We start from the raw sequence: 26,766 nt of genomic DNA, 5'->3' as shown, positions 1-26,766 counted from the left end.
ACCGGAGTTGCATCGATGGCCTCCCAATTCCCCGCCAATGCCGGTTCACTGGTTGAACTGGAAATCCCGGACCGCACCGAGCCCGCGCTTCCATCGGGCGAATGGGGGATTAACATCGCCGCCGCCCAAGGCGTAAATCCGGATGACGGCTTGAAGTGCCAAATCCAGCCATGGGACCCAATGGAGGTGGGTGACAAAGTCGTGCTACTGCTCGATGGTATTGAAGTCGCTCATGAGGAGATTGATGCCAACGAAGTCAATCAGCGCGTGACCTTGTTCGTAAAGAACCTAACCACAGGCGCTTACACGCTGAACTACAGCGTTACGCGACTTAGTGAAGGGATAGGCGCGCCAGAAACGCCAATCCGCGTTTACGCAAAACTCGAGAGGCCTGGCGGCAGGGATGAAAATGGCAGTACGCCAGGACATTCTGAACTGTACATGTTCATTGACCCGCAAATCATTGGCGGAGTCGTGGACAAAGAAACCGCCAAAAACGGCGTCCCCATCACCATCATGCCCAAGCCGGGCAGCGCAAAAAAAGAGATTTACCCCAATATTGCGGTGGGCGATATATGCAGACTGAGCTGGGGCTGGAAGATTGTCGAGTCGGCCCCGGTGACAGAACTGCAAATCAAGGATCCGGCAAACAACCCCATCGTCATTACCGTTGACGAAGAAACCATTCTTTCGGTGGGCGACTCTGACGAAGAAGGCTTGGCAGTCGCCTTTTATGTCAGGGATATCGTGAACAACCATTCCGAAGACTGGAGCGCTCCGCAGTGGCTCGAGGTCGATACCGGTAATTCACGGCTCGATGCGCCCCTAGTCGAGCAAGCGGATGGCCACATACTTGATCTCGATACGCTGGGTGGCGAAAAGGTCATTGTCCAGATCAACGCAAAAAAACCCAGTTTTGAAAAAGACGACACCATTGTTGTCAATCTCAAGGGCAATCCGCTGGAAGGCCCAGCGGTGGATATCAATGTCTCCAAAACCATCGACAAACAACCTGATACCAACGTCAATGTGGAGCTGCCAAATGCGGTCGTGCGTTTACTCGCCCAGACCCAGGCTGTTTTTTCCTATCGCCTTGAAAAGCAGGATGGGTCGAAAGACCTGAAATCAAAAGGGCGATTCATTGACATCATCGGTACAGCCAATCGCCTGGCAGCGCCCGTCGCCGACGATGCGCGCCAAGGTGCACTTGACCCAGCACTCGCGAGCACCACCGTCAGCATTCCATTCGATGAGTCGATGGTTGCCGGGCAGGAAATCGAGCTCAGGTGGGTGGGCACCCAACACAACAACGGCAGCTACGATCCGGCGCTGGATCGGTATCCGATCAGCAACAACGATGTGATAAACCAGCGACCGATTCCCATCACTGTCAGCGGTCAGCATATTGTCGCGATCAAGGACGGCAAACTTGACCTGTATTACCTGATCCATTCGATTGGTGATGACGAGAAACCCACCAAGCGCGAATCCATTCACCTGGAAACTCTCATCGTCGGGGCTCCGTTGCTGGAGCTTGTAGTTCCTGAAGTCGAGAAGGAACAAGGCGGCACACTCGACCCTGAAAATGTCCTCACCGGATTCAAACTGACGATTCCCTACATCGGTACAGAAGCTGAAGACGTGGTGAAATTCACCTGGTCGGGATCAACCAGCGGCAAAACCAGTGATTCGATCACCCTGACCTCCCACACCGCAGGTCAGCCTGTGACATTCACGCTTGTCAGCCAATTCGTCACCGACCACCTCTTGCCCAATCGCCGCGGCACTGTCGAAGTCTGGTACGAAGTCAAGCGACCCTCTGAGAACAAAACTCGCTATTCGAACACGCTGACCCTGAAAATCAGCAAAGCCCGCCCCGTACTGCAAATCGTTGGTAGCCGCTCGTCCAGTGGTCCTTACTACTATTCGAACCCGACACTCTTGAATGGGACTCCCACTCGCAGCGGCGACGTGTTGTGGACTTATGAAGGCGACGGTTCCGGTATTACAGGTCAGTACTTTATCGACATCGAGCCTGAACGCCCCTTGATCGTCACCCTGCAAGACCAGGGCACCCTCATCGAAAAACACATTCTGCGCCCAGCTAACATTACGGGTTTGTTTAATCTGGCAGACCGTCACAGCGGGTGCATTACCAAAAATGACGGCAGTGTTTTTGGCTGGAGTGATAACGCCGAGATGCTTCCCCCAGTCGATCTCACGGATGTGAGCTACGTCACGGCCGGTGGGCTCGCTTATGCCGCGATCAAACGAGATGGCACTGTCAAAGCGTGGGGTGCTACCGAGTTTGGGGGCACCATCCCGCCCCTCATCGGCGCTCAACTCCGAAGCGTGAAAAAAATCGCCGCCAGCGGTGGCGGTGCATTTGTCGCCTTGCGCGCCGATGGCAGCCTCGTGGCCTGGGGCCATAAAGCATTCGGTGGCGTCATTCCTACCGCGATCAGCTCACAACTCAGACAGGTGAAACAGGTTGTCGGCACGACAACTGATTTCAGCGCGTTACTGAGTGACGGTCGTGTCTTCAGCTGGGGAGAGACCTGGCCCCAAGGCCTGAACATAACCGCAGCCAATGGTGCCGTCCGCCTGAGTGCCAACAATCGCGCGTTCGCAGCCCTCAAGACTGATCGCAGGGTTGTGGCCTGGGGTTCGAAGGAGCATGGCGGAGAGATTCCCGCAGCGATTGCAAAACAGCTCCTGAACGTGACGCATATCTGCGCCACCAGCGCAGCGTTTACTGCCTTGAAAGTAGATGGATCGGTGATTGCCTGGGGCAACTCTCGATTCGGCGGCGCTGCGCCCGGCACCTTGCAAAATGTACAGCATGTTACCGGTACCACTACCGCCTTCTGCGCATTGAAAAAGGACGGTTCGCTGGTCGCTTGGGGAGAACCGGGCGAGGGAGCAACGATCCCTCACGGGATTGGGCCGGTACTCACGTTGTCGGCGTCTTATGGGTCTTTCAGCGCGTTGCTGGAGGACTTCACCGTAGTGTCCTGGGGCATCAACTCAGGGGCGGCAAAAGACCATGAAGCTGCCGGGGTTTATCACGCAGGCCCTCATTGGGTGCTCCTGACTCCGCAAGACACGGTGTACGCATGGGGATCAGGCGCTCCCGATCTTCAACTGCTCGATGGTCAGATTTCTTACGCCGAGTGAACAACAACCGATGTTTTTTGAACTGTGTTTCCTGCATGTGGGGAAACTTGTCCCTGGAGAAATGCAATGAGCATCAACGTGAAAGCTGCACCGACTGTCAGCAACGTTACCATCATGGGTCAGCCACTCGTTGGCGGAACGATTACCGGCAGCTACCTCTATCAGAATGCAGACGAAAATCCCGAAAGTGGCTCAATGTATTGCTGGTACAACGGGGGAGAGACTGGCGACGTAATTGCCACTACGCTCGATTTAACGCTGCTGGCTGAGCACGATGGCATGGAGCTGACATTCTCGGTGACTCCGAGCGCCTTGTCCGGTGAAACTGGCGAGGAGACCTTCTCCGAGTCGATCATCATCACCACGGGGGGATTCCAGAACATCTCGGACGAGGAGAGCGAGAACAGTTACCTGAAGCAGCGCGGCCAGTACGCCTTCCACGCCAATACCCCCAAGGACGGGATGATCACCACGTCGGCGGGCGCCATGGCGTTGAAGAACCGGGTCACACAGAACGTTTCCGTCATGGGAGGCAGTACGTTCGGTGGTGTCGTGCCCCCGGAGATAGCGAGCTATCTGTTGAACAACCCCGCCACCACCATGTCCTCGACCCATAGTAGTTTTGGTGCTTTGGTGCCGGTAGGCAGCGGTAACCAGCTGTTTGTCTGGGGCCCGAACATGCCCGCCAACAAGCCGATTATCAGGGACGTCAAAGCGGTATACGCCAACGAGACGTCACTGGCGTTTATCTATCGAAACCCCAAACCGGGTGAGCACACCATTGGTGCTATCGGGTCTGCGGCGACGGGGGGCGAGGTTCCATTGGCCATTCAAACCAAGCTGTTTTTTGATCCGCCAACCGCCATCTACTCCACTACGAGTTCATTCGTTGTGCTAACCAAGGCCGGCAAGGTATACGCCTGGGGACCGGTCGCCACAGGCGGCGTGATCCCGGCCGAGGTGCAGGCGGAACTCGACTTGATGAAGGTGGAGCGAATCGTTGCCTCATCTGCAGCATTTTGCGCAATCACGGCCGAAGGCGACTTGATCGGCTGGGGAACAAATGGCGTCATACCAGCTGCCGCGCTGGAAAAAATCTACGACGATAACGGCGCTCAAACGGTCATTGCCAATGAGCATGCCTTTTGTGCAATCACCCTTGGCAGGAAAAAAGCCGTGACCTGGGGGAATGCGAGTTTCGGCGGCACGATGTCTGAAGCAGCAGCAAGCCTTGCCGCCAAGGGCAATCTTGCATTGTGTGCTGCCAGCCCCTGGGCCATGTGTTTTGTAAATGCCAATGGCCAGGCAGCGGCGTGGGGATACGCAGGTTACGGCGGGGGACCGATCCCGACCCGAAGCAGGGCTATGAGTGCTATGAGAACTATGGGAGTCATGGGCGTTGAGGCTACAGAAAGCGTCGATGCCCCATCCATGAACGCACAGGCACTGTTTGAAGAAGGCGACACCCAAAGCCGTATCGAATCACTGTTTGAAGCCAGCCCTATTGTCGAACCCTCTGAGGCCGAAGCATTCGGGGCTTTCAGGGCTTTCTCCGCCCCCCCTGCATCGACACGAGTGTCGTCCAGGGTTGAAACAAAAGATGGTGGCGACATCGAACTGGTACGCAATGACGGTAGCTTCGTGTTGATCAGTCGTGATGCCGATGGTCGCACCAAAGAGGTCATCTCCTGGGGATTGGCTGCAACGGGAGGCACACTTCCTGACGTGACCCGCCAGGTCCTGATGGCCAGCACCATTCGTAAGGTGTATTGCTCCAATGGTGCGTTTGCCGCACTGGTCGATCAAGGCCAAACCAAAGGCGCTGTCGTTGCTTGGGGTAGAGCGGCCTACGACGGTGGCGAGATTCCCCCAGCGTTGCAAAACGCATTGAGTAGCGGGGTTGTTGAAATCTATACGGTTCAGAGCCGACCCGCGCCTTCAGCAACCGTGTATGGGGGGTTTGTCGCACGCAAAGAGAACAACCAATTCGTGACATGGGGCGGTTATCTCCCGGCGCAGGAATTTGACCCGGCACGAGACGCTTAGTCCTAACCCGGCCTCTGGGGCCAGGCGAAAACCCTCGACTGGCTCCCAGCACTTCATCCCCCCTCCTTCAGCCATTAAGTTTCCATGATTGAAGGGCAACCACGACTCATCGTCAGGTGATGACCCTCAGGAGCGCCCATGGACCTTTTCGATCCAGGCCTGTTCTCTCGATTTGATGACACTGATTCTGTGTTCGCCACGTATCCCTTGATGATCGCGGGCATGATCCGACAGGTCGCGGACGGTGATGCTGGAGTCAATATTGCGGTGCTTGCCAATCACCCCGCCGGGATGCTTTGCAACATCGACCCTTATCAAGGCATGCAGGCAGGAGACCGACACGACATTTACTGGGGTGCTCTCAAGGTCTATGAAAAAGAGGTTTTGCCTGAAGAAGTCGATAAGCGCCTGCTGTTCTACATACCGACTACCCACATTGTCTCGGGCTGGGTTGAGAAAGTGTATTACGAGATAACTCGCAGTGGCTCGACGACCCCTGATGAAACTTCTGTGCCATTGCGAATTCTAGTCAAGCGCAACCGCCCGGGCGGGCCGGACAAGCGCCCCTTTGAACCTTGGCATTCAGAACTGAAAGCCCCAAAGCTACCCGAGGATGTGATCAAAAACGGCGTGGATGCCGAATGGGCGAAAAACGGCATTCCAATCACTGTGCCGATTTACCCGGCAATTGCCGCAAGAGATACGGTACGACTGAAGTGGGGGACTGCATTCGCCCCCGCTCTGCGGATCACTGAGCAACAGGCCGCAGGCACAGAGGCGATCACCCTCACTGTTGATCAGGCGACGGTCCTGGCCGGAGGTGACAGCAATGCCTTGCCGGTGCGCTACGAAGTTTTTGATGAAGTGTTCAACTTCTGCGAAAAGTGGTCCGCAATTACCACAGTGAATGTCGACGCTGGTGCCTGGCGACTGCAGGCACCTCTTATCGTAGAAGCATTGAACGGTGTTATCGATCTGGATCAATTGAACAGGGCCCCGGTCACCCTGCAAATAGACATCACGCCCGAGGACTTCGAAACCGGCGACACGCTTGAGGTGTCCTGGGTCGGTACGCGCCCTTCTTCCAGCGAGCCGGTCAACCATAAAAAATCGGTAACCATTGTCAAAGGCCCAGACCCTGTCCAGGTCAAGGTGCCCTACGAGCTTGTCAAAGCCATTGCCATGGGCTCGGCGGATGCGTCATACGTGTTGATCAAAGCCAATGGTGCCCCACCATTGTCTTCCAAGCGCGCCTTCGCCACAGTCAGAGGCAAGATCTCGAATTTGCCGGCGCCGACCATCAGCGAAGTCATCGGGGAAACACTGGAGCCAACTGTCAGCCGGGCGACCGTGCATATCCGTTATCTGGAAATGACTGACGGCGACCTGATCAGCCTCGTCTGGTCAGGCACGAAGACCAATGGTAATCCCTACCTGCATGAAGTGCCCTATACCGTGACGGCGGGCGACGCCCGACTCAAACACATCACCCTGCTCGTCGAGAATATGCACATCACGCCGCTCGATGGCGGCACACTCGACGTTTTTTACCGTGTAGCCAATGACCTGGCGCAAACTCGCAAGATTGACGAATCCGATTATTTGTCCGTGAAGGTCGGCGCAATATTGGCCACGTTGCCCGCCCCGCTCGTGGACAAAATTCAGGACGGCGTACTCGACCCAGCACTGGTGCCGCTCAACGCCATCTTGCGTATCCCCTATTTGGGGACTGCCAAGGGAGACGAGTTGACCTACTACTGGAGGGGTATCTCCCCTGCCGGCACGACCACCGACCGACTGCCAATCACTACCGGTCTGGTCGGCAAGCCATTGACCTTCAGGATCGATGCGCAATTCATCAAGCCCAACATGAACCAGCAGGTCGAGGTCCGTTACACCCTCAAGCGCGCAGCCACCGGCGAATACGAGACATCGGAACTGCTGCTGCTGATCGTCGGCACGTTGATTGGCGAATTGCCAGCGCCGGAGGTGAAAGAGGCAGACGGCAACGCATTGAATCCGATCAAGGCGCAGGCCTACCTTACGGTTAAAATTCCGCGCTATGCCACCATGGAAACGACTGACCGACTAAGCGTCACCTGGACCGGGGCGCCGGGCCAAGGATCTTTTACGAGCCTTGAAAGAGAGGTTCGTACGATTGAACCTAAAGAAGTTGAGATGCCTACCCAGTTGGTCCCCTTCAACCTGGATCGAGACGTGGTGGTCACCTATAACGTCAAACGCTATGTACAGGTGAAACCCTCCAATCCGCTGAATCTTCACGTGCAGAAGTTTTCACTCAGTGATCTGCCAACCCCAAAGATCACTCAGGCACCCGATGACAAGGTGCTGGAACTGGCGGCCTTCATTGGAGATGCGACCACCACCCTGGCCAAATGGCCACACAGCGCCGAGGGCCAGAAAGTCTGGTTGCACGCCGAAGGCACCAAAAACGGCAGCCTTGAAACCATTACGTTGTATGACGGCAAAGCCATAACCCAGCAGGAAGCCGAAAGGGGTTTGAGTACCTTTCTTCCACGGGCACGACTTCTGCAATTGACTGACAAAACACTGCTCACACTGATTGCCAAGGTCGCTTTCGATGGCGGCGACGATAGTGATCTGGCACAGGAGTTTCCGCGACTGCTACTGACATTAATGCAAGTGGGAGAGTTGGTCCTGATCGCGCCAAGTGTGAACGGTGTGGTGGGCAATGCCCTCGACCCTGTCCTCCTGCCTGCCAGTGGTGCGGTGGTGAAGGTGCCTCGTTATGGTGGCATGGCCGTGGGAGACAAAGTCTTCGTCTCCTGGCGTGGGGCTCCGGGCAGTGGTTCCGATACCACTCCCGTACAACAAGTCTCCAAGCGGGAAGAAATGAGCTTCAATGTGCCCAAAAATGTCGCGTTGGCCAACGCCGGGCGCAGCGTCACGGTGGTCTATCACGTTACCCGTGCCGAAGATGGCGAACAACGTGAGTCGCCACCTTATACCTTTAACGTCGTGGTCGAACTCAAACTTGGCCCTCCCACCGTTACTGGCGTCGTCGGTGGCATTCTTGACCCGGACAGAGTCCCTGCAAGCGGCGTACCGGTCATCGTGTCGCAATATCAAGGCATGGCGATTGGCGACAGGGTCAGAGTGAGGTGGACAGGACCGGGCGGCAGCGACACCACGCTGCCTGTGAGAATTGATTCATTGGGCTCCAGAACAATCAACGTTGACCGAGCGCTGGCAATCAACAATAGAGGGTATGACGTTACGGTCACCTACCTGGTAACGCGCGTTACCGGTGGATCAGAGAAAGAGTCACCGTCAACGGGATTTAGATCATCGGAGCCTTGGCAAGACTCAGTGACTGACTTCAATAACGGCACTGCGGGTGGTTGGCAAATTGGCCCCGCCGGGTATCAAGGACGAATCACCGGTGGCGTGTTTGATAACTATACGACAGCTCATTCTGGACATTCCGGCGTGCTATTCAGTCAAACATTTACACTCACAGCAGGAAGACAATATTTAATCAGTTTGCGCGTCTTTAACTACAGTCCTCAGCCAGAAAACATGCCACCCATTTTTTCGATCCAAACTGCCACAGGCCAAGTGATCTGGCCTCGCAACACCATTTATCGAACGGGGCAATGGAGGACGATCGATGTCAATTTTCATGTTGCATATACTGGCAATCACACCATTCAAATCATTAGCCACGAAGACCGAGGAGGCGGAAGTGGTAGCGCCGGGGGTAATGACTATCAGATAGATCACATCATAGTAAGAAGGATTTCCTGAGCACCGCGATAAAGGAAAAGCGCGATAAGGGGACGCATTTATTTATCGGGCCACCAACAGCATTGATTTGCCGTTGATTGCGGAGATGGTCCAGACCAAGGGGGAGTTGGAGGTGATCCGGGAGTTGGGGTTGTTTGGGGTGATGGAGCGGTTGATTGGGCCGCCGAAGCCGACGTGAGGAATTCGACCGTTCGTCTGGAAGTCACGCTTACCTGTCAGATCTGACAGTAGCCAACCTTCCCAGCCTGGTGTGTGATGAGCCCGCGTCCCGAGAGGACTCAGGGCTTGCCACCTCCAAGGAGAACGTAATGGATATCCAGTCCGCGGTGTTGAACGAATTGTTTGTGCTGCATCCCATGATCATCCATGGCTGGGTCACGCCGGTGAAACCGGCCGGCATCGCCGACGGCGGTATTTCCAAAGCCCTTTACTACGGCCAGGCACAGGGCCTTGTATGCCTGGTCGATCCCTGGACCGAACTGCAGCAGCGCTCCTGGATCATGGCGGCCGATGATCACGTGGATTTGTATTGCAACGGCGATCTCATCCCAGGAGCAGGCCAGACCGTCAAGCCGGGGGAGGAAACGCTGCGCCAGCGCCTGTGCCTGCCACACGGGAATTTGAGACAGGGCGTCAATCGGCTGCATTACATGGTCACTCGTCCCAGCGGGAACTCGGAACCCTCTCGGGATCTGCTCGTGCTGTATCACCTACGGCCTGCGGAAAACCTGAATCTGATAATCCCGGCCGACGTACTCAAGGACGGCGTCAGCGCCGCACGCGCGGCGCAAGGGGTGGAGTTCGGGTTCACCTATGCCAACCGGCGCAACCACGACCGCATCAAGTTTGGGTTGGGCGACACCCTAGTCGAGTTCGATGTCCCCGACGGCACGGCGCCAATCACCCACACACTGTTCACCGACACGTTCCAGAAGGCGGGTGACAACGCGAGTGCAGTAGCTGAATTTGCTGTCGTCGACCAGTTGCTCAACCGGGTCAAATCCCCGGAGAAGCGACTGGACATTCATCTCGACCGACTTGACCTGCCGGCCCCGACTGTCAAGGGCATGACCGGCACCAACTTCAGCCCGACCCAGCCGGAAGTCCGAGTGCTGGTGCCGCAAGCCTCGCTGCTGCCCACCGACAAGTTGAGCGTGATCTGGCAAGGCGCGACCGGCTCAGCGGTGGCGGGCTCCTACACCAGCCCGCAGCGGCTGGTCAGCGCAGGTCTGGAAATCGCCGTGCCGCGCTCGGTGCTGGCCTACAGCCTGGGTAAACAGGTGACGGTCACTTACGTCGTCGAACGCAACGGCAAACCCGCCCCCTCATTGCCTTTGCCATTGAACATCCTGACGCTGCCAGCGACGGCACTGATCGCGCCAAAGATCGTCGAGGCCGACGCCAACAACTTTCTGGATGTGATGGCGCTGGGCAGCAACAACGCGACCATTCACGCCCTGCTCCACACGCTGATCGAAGCGGGCCAGCCGTGCTGGCTGAGTCTGGAAGGCAAGAAGGCGGACGGCACGGCACACAACCTGACCCGGTGGAACGGCCTCCCGTATCAGGTCAACGCCACCTGGATCAGTCAAGGATTCTGGCCCAACGCGCTGGACAACAGCTATCTCAAGCAACTCGGACACGGCACCACGCTGACGATCAAGTTCAAGGTCTCGCTGGACAAGAGCAACAATCTGGCCACGGCCACGGTGTTTCCGGATCGGACCTATACCATCAAGGCGGTGGAGCTGGTGGTGCCAACGATCAGTTCGGTCAAGGGCTCTGCGAGCGGGATCGAGATTCCCAATGGCAGCAGCACCGTGGAAACCGCAGTGACCCTGAGCGGCACCGCCAGCAAAGGCCTGAAAGTTGAGGTGCTCGACGGCGCCGTCTCCAAAGGTCAGCCGACGGCCGACCCGGACACGGGTATCTGGACCCAGCTTGTTTCCGGGCTGAGCGTGGCAACGCATAGTTTTACCGCCAAGGCGCTGTATGGCTCGGGAGTGTCCTCCGCTGCACGGACATTGATCGTCCGCTCGGCCCTTACGCTCAACCGGCCTTCGGTGAAAGAAGCCCTTGGCGACAAGCTGAACCCGATCGCCGCCAAGGACACCTTGACCGTGATCGTGCCGCACTACACCGGCATGCTCGACACGGACCAACTGAGCGTGACCTGGGCGGGCACTGCCGGTGACGGCTCGTACACTTCGGCCTCCATCGATGTGGGCACAGTCGGCACCAAAGAAATCCCGATTCCCAACAGCGTGGTGGCCTTCAACTTGGGTAAACCGGTGACGGTGACCTACACGGTCATCCGCAACGGCGCAGCCTATCCGCCCTCGCAGGCCTTGACCCTGGCCGTGCAGACCATCCCCAATCATGATGGGGCTTTACCCATGCCGGCCATCGACAGCGCGGTGAACAATGTGCTGGATGTCACCAACCTGAGTGGAACCGAACAACTTAGGGTTGCTCAGTGGCCGTTACAGACCTCAGGGCAGCGTGTCTGGTTACGTTATGACGGCGTCGCCGAAAACGGCAGTGCGACCAAAGAGGTAGTCTGGGAAGGACCGGCCCATAACAAGCCGCCAGCAAATCTGGTTACACCGGCCGCGGTGGCATGGCTGAAAACCCTGAAAGATGGCAGTCAGGTGAAGATCACCTTCCGGGTGAATTTCGACAAAGTAGCCAGCGACGCCACGGCGGTGACCTTCCCGCTGCGAACTTATACGGTCAGGGCCATAAAACTACCTGAATTAGTATTTAACACTAGTCCAATAACTTCAAATCGGAAGCTCTATGTATGGCCCACGATACCTAATGATGTGATCTTTTTCGGTTCTTCGCGCGAAGCAAGCGGCGGTCGTCCGCCATACGTTTATAGCTCTAGTAATTCAAGGGTTAGCTCGGTCAATCCCTCCACGGGTCGAGTTACGGTACTCGGAAAAGGCACAGCCACAATAACTGTTCGCGATCAGGCCGCACAGTCGAAGAGCTACGACATCTTTATTAACGAAGCCGTCTTTGAGTGCTTTGATCTGGGACGAGGAAACTATTCACAAATAGAGAATATTGCAAATGCCCGTGGGCTTCGTCTGGGGACGGCAAACGGTGAATTGAGCCTTATATCAAATTTGTATAAAGGCGGCCATTGGCCAATTAACGATGCAGAAGGAACCTGGTTTAAATCCTATTATTCCGGAGGCAACCTATGGGGAATCACATTCATTTATTCTAATAAAGGATCCGGCAACACCAGTCCGACAACCATACGTTGTGGGTTAGGTCTTAAGTAGCACCCCCCGACGGAAAACCGAGGATACGGCGACAGCAGAAAATTTCGCCTGCTCGCGAAAACAATGTAACAAACAACAAAACCCGCCATCCCTTTCACAGGGATGGCGGGTTTTGTCATTTCAGATCACACCGTATCCACCTTCAACGAATGATCATTCAACATCCCGTTGATAATCGTCGCCGTATCCTGCCCCCCTGCAATCACCCCACCCGCCCCCGGCGTTACGCCGTAATGGCTGGCCAGGTTCACACCCGCCAGGTCGATGGTCTGGTTCGGCGCGGCGCCGGCCATGGCGCTGACGTCGATGCTGGTGACCAGTGATTCGCCGCTGCCGGTGACTTTGAAGTGCAGGTAATCATCCAGCGACGCCGCGGTGCTGTTTTCCCCTTGCAGCAGTTGCGACAGGTCGAGTTTGTCGATGCCCGGCGTGAAGTCGGTGACCACGTCGTGGCCGCTGTTGCCTTTGAGCCACTGGAAGGTGTCGGTCCCGCTGCCGCCGGTGAGGGTGTTGTTGCCCAGGCCGCCAATGAGGAAGTCGTCGCCGCCCCCACCGTTGAGCATGTCCTCACCCAGGCCGCCGTTGATGATGTTGCTGTTGTTGTCGCCCGTGAGGCTGTCGTTGAAGTTGGAACCGGTCAGGTTTTCGATCGCGGTCAGGGTGTCGGTCCCGGCGCCCCCGGTGTTTTGCGCACCGAGCACGCCCAGATTGACCGTGACGCCAGCGGTGGCGTGGGCATAGCTCGCGGTGTCGACGCCGGTGCCGCCGTCGAGCAGGTCGTTGCCGGCACCGCTGTACAGCAAGTCATTGCCGGCGTCGCCGTGCATTTCGTTATTGCCGTCACCGGCGGTGAGTACGTCGTTGCCGTCGCCGGCATTGATCACGTTATTACCGGCGCCCGCCACCAGTACATCGTCGCCCGCCGTGCCGGTGAGGGTGTGGCCGTCCTGATAGGTGATGGTCACCGCGGCGTTGTCGCTGCCGCCATGGCTGTCGTTGGCGGTGTAGGTGCCGTGGGCATCTGGCGCGATGTCGTGGGCGCCGGCGTAGTTGACGGTCATCGTGAGCTGGTAGTTTTCCGCGCCCTTCCCGCTGTTGCCCGGGCCAGGGTTGTCGGTGTTGGTGATGTGGATCTGGTAGGTGCTGTCCGACGTTGCGGTGAGGGTTTGCCCGTCCGCGAGGGCGATCCATGCGCCGCCGTTGATCGAGTACTCCATAGCAACATGAGCGGCTGGCAGATTGTGATTCAGGTTGAGGGTTTCACCTTGTTTGAGGTCGACGCTGATGTGGTCCTGATCGTGAGTGTTGTTGACCGCTCCCAGCGCCCCGCTGACCACCAGCACCGCCGTCATGGCTGCCGTGTTGGCGACGAATGCACTGCGGGCGAGGGTCACCGCCTGTTCATTACCGCCGGTGAAGCTGAAGTTTTGGTTGGTGCCGGTGAAGTCCGCGCCTTTGGCAATCCAACCGGTATTGAATGAGGTTGGCGATGCGGTGAGCGGATCCTTATCCGCATCGGTGTCATTGGCCAGCAGCAACGCTTGCGGTACCACGATGTTGCCCGACAACACGTTGGTGATGATGTGGTCATCGACCGCCACGGGTGGCGCGTTCGCAATGATTGGGTTTTGGTCGCCGCCGTTGTCGATGATGCAGCTATTGCTCACGTCGATGGTGATGGTGGTGGTCCGCTCGTCGCCATCGCCATCGCGCAAGGTGTAGGTGAACACGTCGGTCGCACCGGGACCGTTCACGGTGTCCGGGTTGCTGTGGTAGACCGCGTTGCCCGCCGCATCCAGCGTCAGATAACCGTAGGTGCCGTTGATCTGGCTGTTCAGGCCGCCGATGGCCGAGGTCGAGGTGTCTGAACCGGCACGCACGCCGACCACCCCAATGCCATCAGCATCGCCGAAGTCATTCGCCAGCACGTTGCCGCTAACGATACCGCCCTCCACGACCGAGGCCGCGTCAGGGTTGGCGGTCGGCAGGTCATCGACAATCTTGACCACGATGGTGCTGGTGGTGGAGTGCCCCAGGGAATCGGTGGCTTTGTAGGTGAAGCTCTCGCTGACGGTGTTCTCGCCATCGTCGGCGTGCGGCGTGGTGCTGGGCGCCGAGGTCAGCGTGTAGGTGTAGGAGCCATCGGGATTGAGCAGGATTTGCCCATAGGTGCCGATGGCGCTGCCGACCAGGGTGTAGGTGATCGCGCCGACCGCGCCGCTGACCGAACCGGCCAGGGTGCCACTGGCGGTTTCAGCCGTGAGGCCCGGCTGACTTCCGGTGACGGTACCGGGCGCCAGATCCTGACCGTCCTTGTTCAGATCGAGGGCTTTTTCGTAGACGGTCACGTCGCTGTCACTGATCGCCGTGATGCCGCTGTTAAACACGTCGATGGTGATGGTGGTGGTGCTCTGGTCACCGTCGGCATCTCGGATGGTGTAGGTGAACGTGTCGGTCGCGCCGGGGCCGCTGACGGCGTTGGGGTTGCTGTGATAAACCGCGTTGCCGTTGGCTTCCAGCGTCAGGTAACCGTAGGTGCCGTTGATCTGAGTGTTGAGACCACCCACGGCCGGGGTCGAGGTGTCGGAACCGGCGCGTACGCCAACCACAGCGCCCCCCGCTGCGGGGCCATCGGCGCCAGTGACATCGTTTACCAACACGTTGCCGCTGATGATGCCGCCCTCCACGACCGAGGCCGCGTCGGGGTTGGCGGTCGGCAGGTCATCGACAATCTTGACCACGATGGTGCTGGTGGTGCTGTTGCCCAAGGCGTCGGTGGCTTTGTAAGTGAAACTTTCACTGACGATGTTCGGCCCATCGTTGGCGTTCGGCGTGGTGCTGGGGGCCGAGGTCAGCGTGTAGGTGTAGGAGCCATCGGGATTGAGCAGGATTTGCCCGAAGGTGCCGGTGGCGCTGCCGACCAGGGTGTAGGTGATCGCACCAACCGCCCCGCTGACCGAACCGACCAGCGTGCCACTGGCGGTTTCGCCGGTATTGCCCGGCAGGCTGCCGGTAGCGGTACCGGGCGCCAGGTCCTGGCCGTCCTTGTTCAGGTCGAGGGCTTTTTCGTAGACGGTCACGTCGTTGTCGCTGACCGCCGTGATGCAGCTGTTGAGCACGTCGATGGTGATGGTAGTGGTGCTTTGGTCACCGTCGGCATCGCGGATGGTGTAAGTGAACACGTCGGTCGCGCCAGGGCCGCTGACGGCGTTCGGGTTGCTGTGGTAGACGGCGTTGCCGTTGGCGTCCAGCGTCAGGTAACCGTAAGTGCCGTTGATCTGAGTGTTGAGACCACCCACGGCCGGGCTCGAGGTGTCGGAACCGGCGCGTACGCCGACCACCGCGCCACCGACAGCGAGGCCATCGGCGCCACCGATGTCGTTCCATAGCACGTTGCCGCTGACGACGCCGCCTTCGGCGACCGAAGCCTCGTCGGCATGAGCAGTGGGCAGGTCATCGACGATCTTGACCACGATGGTGCTGGTGGTGCTGTTGCCCAGGGCGTCAGTGGCTTTGTAGGTGAAACTTTCGCTGACGGTGTTCGGCCCATCGTTGGCGTTCGGCGTGGTGCTGGGGGCCGAGGTCAGCGTGTAGGTGTAGGAGCCATCAGGATTGAGCAGGATTTGCCCGAAGGTGCCGGTGGCGCTGCCGACCAGGCTGTAGGTGATCGCACCGACCGCGCCGCTGACTGAACCCACCAGCGTGCCACTGGCGGTTTCGCCGGTATTGCCCGGCAGGCTGCCGGTAACGGTGCCGGGCGCCAGGTCCTGGCCATCCTTGTTCAGGTCGAGGGCTTTTTCGTAGACGGTCACGTCGCTGTCGCTGACCGCTCTGATGCTGCTGTTGTGTACGTCGATGGTGACGGTGGTGGTGCTTTCATCACCGTCGGCATCGCGGATGGTGTAGGTGAACACGTCGGTCGCGCCAGGGCCGCTGACGGCGTTGGGGTTGCTGTGGTAAACGGCGTTGCCGTTGGCGTCCAGCGTCAGATAACCGTAGGTGCCGTTGATCTGGCTGTTGAGGCCGCCGATGACCGGAGTCGAGGTGTCTGAACCGGCACGCACGCCAACCACCGCGCCCCCTGCGGCGGGACCATCGGCGCCGGTGACATCGTTCCCCAATACGCTGCCGCTGATGATGCCGCCCTCTGCGACCGAGACCGCATCGGGGTTGGCGGTCGGCAGGTCATCGACGATGTTGATGTTGATTTGCCCGGTCGCCGTGCTGCCGTCGATATCGGTGGCGACGACGTCGAAGTTCTCGTAGAGGCTGTTGGCGCCGTTGGCATTGGGGTGGTCGCTGTCGTAATTCAGGGTGTAGCTGTAGCTCACCACGCCTGTGGCCGGGTCGTAACCGGTGATGGTGAAGGTGGCACCCGTCCAGGTAGTGGCCGATAGCGGGAAACCTGCCGCCACTCCACCGCTGACCACCGCGACGCCGCTCACGGTCAGGGATTGCAGGCCATCCGGTGCGTTGACGGTGAAGGTGCCGCTCTGGGTCAGGGCCTGGGTATCAGGGTCGGTGCCGTAGCTGAGGTTTTTTTCGTAGACAGTGAGTTCGCCACCTTCGACGTTCAGGCCGCCAATCGTGACCGGGTCATCGTTGTTATGGATGTTCAGCACAAGCTTGGCAGTGCTGGTGTCGCCGTCGGCATCGGTCAGGGTGTAGGTGAAGGTTTCGGTCCCGCTGCCACCGGCGTGCAAGGCTTTGAAGTCGGCGTCGCTGGTATTGAGGGTGTAGGTGTAGGTGCCGTTGGCGTTGAGCACCAGGGTGCCGTATTGACCATTGAACGTGCCGCCAACCACTGGCCCGCTCTCGGGTCCGGCAGGAATGCGGTCAGCGCCTTGAACGTCGTTGGGCAGCACACTACCGGCCAGGGTCACCAGGGTTTCCGACGCGTTGTCGGCATTGTTGTCATCGACCGCCTTGGGCACATCGTCGGTGATGTTGACGTCCAGGGAACCGGTGGTGGTATCGCCATTGCTGTCGCCGGCCACCACGGTGAAGTGTTCGCTGAGGGTGTTGGTGCCGTTACCGGCCGGATGGGTTTCATTGTCGTTGAGGGTGTAGCTGTAACTCACAACCCCCGTGGCCGGGTTGTAGCCGGTGACGGTCAGGGTGTTGCCCAACGGGGTGGTGATCGATTGCGGCAAGCCTGCGGCAACGCCACCGCTGATCACGTTGAGCCCGCCGATGCTCAGGCTGGTCAACCCGTCAGGCGCAGACACGCTGAACGTGCCGGACTTGGTCAGTGCACCAGGATTGGGGGCCGAACCATCGGCCAGATTGGCCTCATTGAGGGTCAGTTCGCCCCCTGCCACCGACAGGCCGGTGAGGGTCACCGGATTGTTCGGAACATCTGGAACAACGGGTGTGACGGGAACCACCGGTGTTACAGGAAGAACGCCTGTCCCGCCTGAGCCACCGGATCCACCAGCACCAGCACCAGCGCCGACGTCGCCGTTATCTCCGTTGTCCGGATCTCCCTCCCGCCGTGCCAGGGGAAACTCGGGAATACCGTTGAAGCCCGCAGTAGGAAAACCAATCGTCGGATCGACCCGCCCGCCCACCTCTTCAAGCATGACGAACGAGTGGCCGCCGCCCAGTGCACCGGGTGCGCCGGTCGAACCCGGTCCGGCCGCCGTGGCTTCAGCCGTCTGGGTCGGGTCGTCGCCAGCGGCGATCGCTTTTTGCAGGCGCTCGACATCGCTCAATTGCGCGTGGGTCGGCGTCACCGGTTCAGGGGTCTTTACAGGGGACGGCTGATTGGCGAGGAGCTGAGGCGTCATCTCCATACTGCTGCCACGCCCAAGTGTCAGTTCCTGGCCATTGTGCAGATGAACCGCCACCGCGCCTTCGGCCCCGGTGACCAGTTGATCGCCGGCGAACAACCGGTCCCCTTCGATCAGCGCGCGTCGGGTGCCATCGCTCGCCTGCGCGAACACCTGACCAATGACCTTACTGACAGTACCGATGAGCGTAGCCATGTGCACTTCCTCCGCTGCCAACCACTGTCGGCATCCTGTTTTTGCGAAGAACGTGCTCCTGGCTACAACGGGTTGCCTGGCGAAATCACCTGCGGGCGCGGTTACGTCGAGTAAGCCGCTGCCCTGGCGCCGTTCTCGCCAAGCGTGCCGCTCGCGGGCGATGTGTCTGCTGCGGGATAAAAACCCTCTGCAATCAATGGCATCGGGACCCACTTGCACAACACGTCGCCTTTTGAGCGATGCGTAACAGTTTTGATTCACTAAGGTGACAAAAAACCGTCACCGAAAAACCGTCCGCTCCCCTCCCCTCCAGCACTTCCCCGCCCTTTATCGATTGTTGGTCTGGAACTTTCCTCAAGCCCCGATGAGCGCCCTAACGCTCGTAAATCAAGGGCTTTCGCAGTGAACAATGTGCTGGATTTTTCGGAGCGCATAAGTTTTTTTTGGCATAAGCCTTATGAGAAATTCTTCTATGGTTTTCCCAAAAATGTTCTTAGCTCTGTTGTTACAAGCATGAAACGGTTTTCACTATAAATGTCGTCAAATATTTGGCGACTAATAAGCATCATTAGGAATCAGGGAGAGGCACCCATGCGCGTATTAACCCCCCTCTGCAGCGCAATTCTGCTGGCCATGGCCTGCGCTTCTCAAGCTCAGGCCATGTCATTGACGGAGGCGATCCAGAGCACCATCGCGACCCACCCGGAGCTGGCCTCGCGCGTAGACAGCCGCCTTTCGGCCGATGAACAAGTGAAAGTCGCCAAGGGAGGATTTTATCCATCGGTTGATCTGAATGCCGCGTACGGGCGCGGGTACAGCGATAACACCAGCACCCGGGCACTCGGTAATCACCACACCGAAATCCTGACCTACACCCAATCGGAATTGCGTCTGCGGCAGATGCTCTTCGATGGCTTCAATACCGCCAACGAAGTCCAGCGCACCAAAGGCGTGGTCAATTCCCGGGCCTATTACGCTCAGGGCACCGCTCAGGATCTGGCCCTGCGTACCATCGAGGTCTACCTCGAAGTGCTCAAGCGCCGTGAACTGGTGACCTTGGCCAAGAACAATCTGCAAGCTCACATGCGAGTCAACGATCAGATCGGCCTGCGCACCGAGCGGGGTATCGGCAGCACCGCCGACTCCGACCAGTCCGTCGCTCGCCGGGCACTGGCACAAAACAACCTCGATACCGCTGAAGTCGATCTGGCGGATGCCGAATCGAACTTCTACGCCGTCGTCGGGCGCCTGCCCGATGAACTCGAAACCCCGCCCTCGACCCGCGGCGAACTGCCCGCCACCTTGCAGGAAGCCCAGCAAAGCATGGTGGAAAACAACCCGTACCTGAAATCCGCCCAGGCCGATGTGCAGTCAGCCGAGAGCCAGTACGAAGTCGCCAAGTCGCCGTTCTACCCTCGGTTCGACGCCGAAGCCGCCGTGGGTGCCAACAACAACGTGCAGGGCGATGAAGGCCATGACAACGAATGGCGAGTCGGCATCGTGATGAACTACAACCTGTTCCGCGGTGGCAGCGACAAGGCTCGCCTGGCTTCCGATGCACACCAGATCAACCAGGCGATGGACATCCGCAACAATGCCCTGCGCCAACTCAACGAGAACATTCACCTGGCCTGGAACGCCATGGTCAACGCCAAGAAACAAACCCCGACTGCCCGCGAATACGCCGATACCAGCCAACGCGTGCGCGTGGCGTATCAGGACCAGTTCGGCCTCGGCCAACGCACCCTGCTCGACCTGCTGGACAGTGAAAACGAGCTCTACAACGCCAACCGCCGCTATACCGAAGTGCGCTACACCGAGGAGTTCTCGATGTACCGCGTGCTGGCGAACATGGGTCAGTTGCTGAGCAAACAACGGGTGGTATTGCCCGCCGATGCGATCGCCTCCACGGAAGTAAAAAACGAAGCCCGTCTGCCTGAACTGAAGTAGGCCTATGGAGAGATCAATGTGACCAGCATGGAACCCGGCAACATTGGTGTCGATCCGCGCCTGAGCTTCGATGACCCGCTTCTGGATGGTCTGTTGATCCTCTGCAAACTCCACGGCGCGACAGTCAGTCGCGCCAGCCTGAGTGCCGGGCTGCCTCTGCACAAACAACGCTTGAGCCTGGACCTGCTGCCTCGCGCAGCGGCCCGGGCCGGCTTGCAGGCGCGATTGCTGCGCCGTGAACTGGCGGACATTAGCGCCCTCAACCTGCCGATAATGCTGATCCTCAACAACGGCCGAACGGCCATTCTGCGACGCTTCGGCGATGACGGGCAGTTGTTGATTTTGCCGAGCGAAGCCGATGGCGGTGAACAATGGGTCAGCAGGGATGAACTGGCCGAGAATTACAGCGGCCAGGCCTTGTTCGCCCGGCCACGGCATGAACTCGAAGACTTGCGCTCACCGCTGGTGCCGCGGGTTGAGGCGTGGTTTCGCGACACTTTGAAGCTGTCGAAGTGGCTGTACAGCGACGCGATTCTGGCGAGTTTCCTGATCAACCTGCTGGGGCTGATGGTGCCGCTGTTCGTGATGCAGACCTACGACCGGGTGGTGCCGAACCAGGCCACGTCGACGTTGTGGGTGCTGTCGATCGGCTTGCTGATCGGCACCGGTTTCGAACTGGTATTGCGGGTGGTGCGCGCGCACCTGCTGGACACCGCCGGGAAGAAAACCGACGTGATCCTTTCCGCCACATTGTTCGAACGCATCACCGGCATGGCGATGAAAGCCCGGCCGGCGACCATTGGTGGTTTCGCCCAAAGCATTCATGACTTCCAGGGTCTGCGGGAATTCCTCACCGCCGTGACCCTCACCAGCCTGATCGACCTGCCCTTTGCCGTGCTGATGCTGGTGGTGATCGGCCTGCTCGGTGGCTGGCTGGTGGTGATTCCGTTACTGGCGTTTCCGCTCACGATCATCTTCGCGATGGTGATCCAGGTCCGCCTGCGCGACACCGTTCAGAAAAGCCTGGCCCTGGGCGCCGAACGCCAGGCGCTGCTGATCGAAACCCTCGGCGGCCTGGAAACCCTCAAGGCCTGCAGTGCCGAAAGCGAACGCCAGCACAAATGGGAAAGCACCCACGGCGCCCTCACCCGCCTCGACAGCCATGCGCGCAACCTCTCGGCGCTGGCCACCAACGGCACGCTGTTCATCCAGCAATTCTGCGGCATGGCGACCATCGTCGCCGGGGTCTACAGCATCATCGCCGGCAACCTCAGCGTCGGCGCGCTGGTCGCGACGTACATGCTCGGCAGTCGGGTGCTCGCGCCGCTGGGGCAGATTGCCGGGTTGATCACGCGCTATCAGCAAGCGCAACTGACCATGAAAAGCACCGATGCGCTGATGTCCTTGCCCCAGGAGCGCGACGCCAGGCAACGGCCGCTGGAACGCACGCAACTGCAAGGCGCGATAGACGTCAGCAATGTGACGTTCCACTACAACGGCCAGAACGCGCCGGCCCTGGCCAACATCAGCTTCAGCGTGAAACCCGGTGAGCGGATCGGCATCATCGGCCGCAGCGGCTCGGGCAAAAGTACCTTGGCGCGGCTGGTGATGGGGTTCTACGCCCCCGAAGAAGGCCAACTGCTGCTCGATGGCCTGGACCTGCGGCAACTGGATGTCGCCGACCTGCGCCAGCAAATCGGTTACGTCGCCCATGACCTGCCACTGTTGGCCGGCAGCCTGCGCGACAACCTGACCCTCGGCGCACGCTACATCAGCGATGCACGGATGCTCGAAGTCGCCGAACTGACCGGGGTCACCGAGCTGGCCCGTCAGCATCCGCAAGGTTTCGACCGGCCAGTGGGTGAACGCGGACAACTGCTGTCCGGCGGGCAACGCCAGGCAGTGTTGCTGGCCCGCGCCTTGTTGCTGGATCCGCCGATCATGTTGCTCGACGAACCCACCAGCGCCATGGACAACAGCAGCGAAGACGTTCTGCGGCAAAAACTCCACCGCTGGGTCCAGGGCAAGACCCTGCTGCTGGTGACCCACCGCACCTCGATGCTCAGCCTGGTGGATCGGCTGGTGGTACTGGACAACGGGCGGATCGTCGCCGACGGCCCGAAAGAAGTGGTCATCGATGCACTGCGCAAGGGCCGTGTCGGCTCTGCGACGGTTTAGGAGCTGGCCATGGCGCGTTCATCGTCCGACACCTCGTCCAATTCGAAACCGCGCGGCTACTTCGGCAGTTTCAGCAAAAGCGCCGAAAGCGAATTCATGCCGGAAACCGCGGGCGCCTCATTGCAGGATTCACCACGCTGGTCGCGGATCACCGTGTGGCTGGCCGCTGCGCTGATTATCACGGCGGTGGTCTGGGCCAGGTTCGCGGTGCTGCAGGAAGTGACCATGGGCGAAGGCAAGGCGATTCCGTCGAGCAAGGTTCAAGTGATCCAGAACCTGGAGGGCGGCATCGTCACTGAAATCTTCGTTCGTGAAGGGCAAATGGTGAACAAGGGCGACACCCTGCTGCGCCTCGATGACACTCGATTCCTGTCGAACAAGGGCGAAAGCGAGGCCGACCGTTATGCGCTGACCGCTCAAGTCGAAAGGCTGTCGGCCGAAGCGGAAGGCCGGCCGTTCAAGCTGTCCCCCGAAGTGATCGCCAAGGCACCGCAAGTGGCCGAGGACGAACGCTCGCTGTACGAACAACGGCAACGTCGACTGGCCAGCGAACAGCGCACCCTGAGTGAGCAACTTCGGCAAAAAGCCCAGGAACTTGCCGAGTTCCGCTCGAAACAGGGCCAATACAGTTCAAGCCTGGCGCTATTGCAGCAAGAAATGAACATGTCCGCGCCGCTGGTGGGCAGCGGGGCGGTTTCGCCGGTGGAAATCCTGCGACTCAAACGCAGCGCGGTGGAGATTCGCGGTTCATTGAACGCCACGACCCTGGCGATTCCCCGCGCTGAATCGGCGATCAATGAGATCAAAAGCAAGATTGACGAGTCCGAACAATCCTTCCGCTCCGACGCGGCGAAAGAACTGAATGAAAAGCGCACCGACCTGTCGAAAATCACCGCATCGAGCATTGCTATCGACGACCGCGTGACCCGCACCACGGTGGTGTCGCCGGTGCACGGGATTATCAAAGTACTGAAGGTCAACACCATCGGCGGCGTGGTCCAGCCGGGCAGCGACATGGTGGAAATCGTGCCCATTGAAGACAACTTGCTGATCGAAGCCAAGGTCCGGCCGCAGGACGTGGCGTTTCTGCACCCGGGCCAAAAAGCCATGGTCAAGTTCAGTGCTTATGACTACACGATTTATGGAGGATTGACCGCGAAACTGGAGTTGATTGGCGCGGACACGATTACCGATGACAAGGGCAACAGCTTCTACCTGATTCAGGTGAGGACGGATAAGAATCACTTGGGCGGGGATGTGAAACCGTTGCTGATCATTCCCGGGATGGTGGCGACGGTGGACATCATCACCGGGGAGAAAAGCGTGCTGGATTACTTGCTCAAACCAGTGCTTAAAGCCCGGACCGAGGCAATGCGCGAACGGTAGTCTCTGGCCGGGATTTTCTGTGATTGTTCTACCGCTATCGCGAGCAAGCTCGCTCCCAAAGTGGATCGCATTTTTTCTGGAAGAACTCGGTCAACTGTGGGAGTGAGCCTGCTCGCGATGAGGCCCTCAATCACAACGACTCTTTCGGCCCATGATTGCGTCGAAAGGTCTCCTCCCCCATCGCTGCGATCTGCCCCTCGATCAACGCATCGAACGGTTTTAACAACGGTTCAAAAGAAGTCGGTGCTTCAAGGGTCTGCAACGCCTGAACAATCGCCTCCACCGTCGACAACGCCCCCGGTCCCGGTGCCTTGCGCAATCGATATCTCGACGCCGCGCCCTGCGCCAACGTCACCCTCGGCAGCGCCGCCAGCAGCGGATTGAGGTGCAGCATCTTGCGCGCCTTGCGCCAGGTGCCGTCGGGGACGACCAGTAATAACGGCTGATCATTTGCCGTGTAAGCCTGCAACGGCTGCGCATCATCGGCAGGAAACAGCAGCCGCGCCTGATAACCCGGTTGATTCAACAGCGCCGGCAAATCCTCGAACACCTCGCCCACGATCAACTCGGCATTCTTCAACCCCAATGCCGCCAATCGCGCCGTGTTCAGCGCATGATTCACTTCGCTCGGGTGCTGCAACAACAGCACTCGGGTGCGGCTGTCGAGGCTCGGAATCAGTGGGCACAAACAGTGAGTGTGCGGACGCAGGCAGCGCGGACATTGGATTCTGGACATTATTCTCAAGCCTGATTCAGTTGTGCTTTGAGCAAATCGCGAAAGGTCTGGATCAACGGCTCGCGGCTGCGGCCACGACGCACGATCATCGAGAACGGCGCCTGATAGCCGAAGGTCGCCGGCAACAGCACCCGTAAATCACCCTTGTCCGCCCAAGCCTGCGCGTAGTGCTCCGGCAAGTAACCGATGTAGGCACCCGACAGCACCAGGATCAGCTGCGCCTCCATGCTTTCCACCGTCGCCGCGCTGTGCTTGAAGCCGTGACGTGCCAGTTCTGCCTGGCTCCAGTAGCCGCGGCCAACCATGCGTTGCTGCGTAATGACTTGCTCGGGGATGCGCCGTTCGGTGAACAGCGGATGACGGCTGCTGCAATACAACCAGTGATGTTCGCGGTAGAGCGGCATGTAGACCAGACCGCTCATGCGCGTGGAGAACGCGCCGATGGCCAGGTCGAGGCGGTTGTCCTGCACGCCGAGTTGCAGTTCGTAAGGGCTCATGACCGACAAATGCAAATGCACGGCCGGGTGTTCCTGGCTGTAGGCGCCGATGGCTTCGGCGAAGGGCAAGGCCTTGTCGCTGACGGTGGAGTCGATGACGCCGAGGTTCAAGGTGCCGCGCAGTTCGCCCTTGAGGGCGGCGGCGTATTGCTCGAAGCCTTCGAGTTCGCCGAGCAGGCGCAGGGTCTCCTGGTGGAACAGTTCACCTTTGCTGGTCAGGCTGAAACCACCGCGGCCGCGATGACAGAGCACCAGGCCGAGGGCAGCTTCGAGCTGGCTCATGTAAGTGCTGATGGCCGAGGTCGAAAGGTTGAGTTCTTGCTGGGCGTTGGCAAACCCCTGATGGCGAACCACGCTGACGAAGATGCGCAACAGTTTCAGGTCGGGTAATGCGTTGGCCATGGGGGCACTCCAGCAAAAACACGGTCAACATTGAACCCCGTAGCAGCTGACGAGCACCGCGAGGCTGCGTTCGGCGACGAAGTCGTCGTGAATTCGAGCGATGCGGTATTTCTGGAAAACCTCGCGCTCAGGTTTTACGACGGCTTCGCAGCCGAACGCAGCCTCGCGGTGCTCGTCAGCTGCTACATGGGCACTGCGAGTCTATCGCCGCCGCGGCCATTAGTTTAGAAAAATCTGAACTAAGTATTTGCCCGTAGCGATTCTTCCCGGCCACTACATTTCGCAGAATCGCCCCACAGCGGTGCCTGCGTCTCCCCGACCAGTGCAACCGACATAAATAAAACAACGACGATGAGGCCTTACCCGTGGACAAGATTCTTCACCAACCACTGGGCGGCAATGAAATGCCGCGCTTCGGCGGCATCGCCACCATGATGCGACTCCCCCATGTGCCAACCGCTGCCGGTCTGGATGCTGCCTTCGTTGGCGTCCCGCTGGACATCGGCACTTCCCTGCGCCCAGGCACCCGTTTCGGGCCTCGCGAAATCCGCGCCGAATCGGTGATGATTCGCCCGTACAACATGGCCACCGGCGCTGCACCGTTCGACTCGCTGTCGGTTGCCGACATCGGTGACGTAGCGATCAACACGTTCAACCTGCTGGACGCGGTACGGATCATCGAAGAGTCCTACCACAAAATTCTCGAACACAATGTGATCCCCCTGACCCTCGGCGGCGACCACACCATCACCCTGCCCATCCTGCGTGCGATCCATAAGAAGCACGGCAAGGTCGGCCTGGTGCACATCGACGCTCACGCGGATGTGAACGATCACATGTTCGGCGAGAAAATCGCCCATGGCACCACCTTCCGTCGCGCTGTCGAAGAAGGCCTTCTGGATCCGGACCGCGTGGTGCAGATTGGCTTGCGCGCTCAGGGTTACACCGCTGATGACTTCAACTGGAGCCGCAACCAGGGCTTCCGTGTGGTTCAGGCCGAAGAGTGCTGGCACAAATCCCTGGCCCCGCTGATGGCCGAAGTTCGCGAGAAAGTCGGCGGCGGTCCGGTGTACCTGAGTTTCGACATCGATGGCATCGATCCCGCCTGGGCGCCAGGTACCGGCACCCCGGAAATCGGTGGTCTGACGACCATTCAGGCAATTGAAATCGTTCGCGGCTGCCAAGGCCTCGACCTGGTCGGCTGCGATCTGGTAGAAGTCTCGCCCGCTTACGACACCACCGGCAACACCTCGCTGCTGGCCGCCAACCTGCTGTACGAAATGCTCTGCGTACTGCCTGGCGTAGTCCACCGCTGAGGATTG

Annotated in this window: 11 protein-coding genes and 1 pseudogene; 9 read left to right on the top strand and 3 right to left on the bottom strand. The window is 59.1% G+C overall.

The window, feature by feature from the left end; translation table 11 throughout:
• Positions 1–15 precede the first annotated feature (15 nt).
• The 5 genes and pseudogenes from BLW70_RS12720 (at position 16) to BLW70_RS30220 (ending at position 12,308) form a co-directional block, all read left to right on the top strand.
• Positions 16–3,177, top strand: coding sequence for an RCC1 domain-containing protein (locus BLW70_RS12720; protein WP_074874428.1), 3,162 nt, complete (start codon positions 16–18; stop codon positions 3,175–3,177).
• A gap of 66 nt (positions 3,178–3,243) precedes the next feature.
• Positions 3,244–5,223, top strand: a complete 1,980-nt coding sequence (locus BLW70_RS12715; protein ID WP_074874427.1) for an RCC1 domain-containing protein — start codon at positions 3,244–3,246, stop codon at positions 5,221–5,223.
• Between the two features lie 138 nt (positions 5,224–5,361).
• Entirely contained in the window at positions 5,362–9,012 is a 3,651-nt protein-coding gene (locus BLW70_RS12710) for a PhlB family protein (RefSeq protein ID WP_074874425.1), read from the top strand.
• A gap of 40 nt (positions 9,013–9,052) precedes the next feature.
• Positions 9,053–9,190 (top strand): annotated as a pseudogene (locus tag BLW70_RS31485) (hypothetical protein); the annotation flags it as partial.
• A 130-nt stretch (positions 9,191–9,320) separates the two neighbouring features.
• A complete protein-coding gene (locus tag BLW70_RS30220; RefSeq protein ID WP_074874423.1) occupies positions 9,321–12,308 on the top strand; it encodes an Ig-like domain-containing protein in 2,988 nt (995 codons plus the stop codon).
• 125 nt (positions 12,309–12,433) lie between these two features.
• Here the strand turns inward: BLW70_RS30220 and BLW70_RS12700 are convergent, their stop codons facing one another.
• Positions 12,434–18,295, bottom strand: a complete 5,862-nt coding sequence (locus BLW70_RS12700) for a retention module-containing protein (protein WP_074874421.1) — start codon at positions 18,293–18,295, stop codon at positions 12,434–12,436.
• Between the two features lie 591 nt (positions 18,296–18,886).
• Between BLW70_RS12700 and BLW70_RS12695 the strand changes: the two genes are divergently transcribed.
• From BLW70_RS12695 to BLW70_RS12685, 3 genes are read left to right on the top strand one after another with little or no spacing between them, the layout of a single operon-like run.
• A complete protein-coding gene (locus BLW70_RS12695) occupies positions 18,887–20,245 on the top strand; it encodes a TolC family outer membrane protein (RefSeq protein ID WP_074874419.1) in 1,359 nt (452 codons plus the stop codon).
• Between the two features lie 18 nt (positions 20,246–20,263).
• Positions 20,264–22,423, top strand: a complete 2,160-nt coding sequence (locus tag BLW70_RS12690; RefSeq protein ID WP_074874417.1) for a type I secretion system permease/ATPase — start codon at positions 20,264–20,266, stop codon at positions 22,421–22,423.
• Between the two features lie 9 nt (positions 22,424–22,432).
• Positions 22,433–23,809, top strand: a complete 1,377-nt coding sequence (locus BLW70_RS12685) for an HlyD family type I secretion periplasmic adaptor subunit (protein WP_074874415.1) — start codon at positions 22,433–22,435, stop codon at positions 23,807–23,809.
• 130 nt (positions 23,810–23,939) lie between these two features.
• Here BLW70_RS12685 and BLW70_RS12680 read toward each other — a convergent pair whose 3' ends face one another.
• Both BLW70_RS12680 and BLW70_RS12675 read right to left on the bottom strand, forming a co-directional pair.
• Positions 23,940–24,545: a tRNA-uridine aminocarboxypropyltransferase gene (locus BLW70_RS12680; protein WP_074874412.1), complete on the bottom strand. Its 606-nt coding sequence runs from the start codon at positions 24,543–24,545 to the stop codon at positions 23,940–23,942.
• Positions 24,546–24,550: 5 nt separating this feature from the next.
• On the bottom strand, positions 24,551–25,444 hold the full coding sequence (locus BLW70_RS12675) for a LysR family transcriptional regulator (RefSeq protein ID WP_074874410.1): 894 nt from the start codon (positions 25,442–25,444) through the stop codon (positions 24,551–24,553).
• A gap of 365 nt (positions 25,445–25,809) precedes the next feature.
• Here BLW70_RS12675 and speB point away from each other — a divergent pair, with 365 nt between their 5' ends.
• Positions 25,810–26,760 carry an agmatinase gene (speB, locus tag BLW70_RS12670; protein WP_008153224.1) on the top strand — a complete coding sequence of 317 codons (951 nt, stop codon included), beginning with the start codon at positions 25,810–25,812 and terminating at the stop codon, positions 26,758–26,760.
• Positions 26,761–26,766 lie beyond the last annotated feature (6 nt).

Origin of the sequence: Pseudomonas frederiksbergensis (genome assembly GCF_900105495.1) — a bacterium.
Taxonomy (GTDB): Bacteria; Pseudomonadota; Gammaproteobacteria; order Pseudomonadales; family Pseudomonadaceae; genus Aquipseudomonas; species Aquipseudomonas frederiksbergensis.
Note: the sequence above shows the minus strand (reverse complement) of the source record. Positions and strands in the feature narration are given on the sequence as shown.

What these genes read in the sequence shown, in the direction of transcription:
- BLW70_RS12695 (WP_074874419.1), top strand. Translation starts at nt 18,887, where the DNA reads ATGCGCGTATTAACCCCCCTCTGCAGCGCAATTCTGCTGGCCATGGCC.
- BLW70_RS12710 (WP_074874425.1), top strand. Translation starts at nt 5,362, where the DNA reads ATGGACCTTTTCGATCCAGGCCTGTTCTCTCGATTTGATGACACTGAT.
- BLW70_RS12685 (WP_074874415.1), top strand. Translation starts at nt 22,433, where the DNA reads ATGGCGCGTTCATCGTCCGACACCTCGTCCAATTCGAAACCGCGCGGC.
- BLW70_RS12675 (WP_074874410.1), bottom strand. Translation starts at nt 25,444, where the DNA reads ATGGCCAACGCATTACCCGACCTGAAACTGTTGCGCATCTTCGTCAGC.
- BLW70_RS12700 (WP_074874421.1), bottom strand. Translation starts at nt 18,295, where the DNA reads ATGGCTACGCTCATCGGTACTGTCAGTAAGGTCATTGGTCAGGTGTTC.
- BLW70_RS30220 (WP_074874423.1), top strand. Translation starts at nt 9,321, where the DNA reads ATGGATATCCAGTCCGCGGTGTTGAACGAATTGTTTGTGCTGCATCCC.
- BLW70_RS12715 (WP_074874427.1), top strand. Translation starts at nt 3,244, where the DNA reads ATGAGCATCAACGTGAAAGCTGCACCGACTGTCAGCAACGTTACCATC.
- BLW70_RS12720 (WP_074874428.1), top strand. Translation starts at nt 16, where the DNA reads ATGGCCTCCCAATTCCCCGCCAATGCCGGTTCACTGGTTGAACTGGAA.
- BLW70_RS12680 (WP_074874412.1), bottom strand. Translation starts at nt 24,545, where the DNA reads ATGTCCAGAATCCAATGTCCGCGCTGCCTGCGTCCGCACACTCACTGT.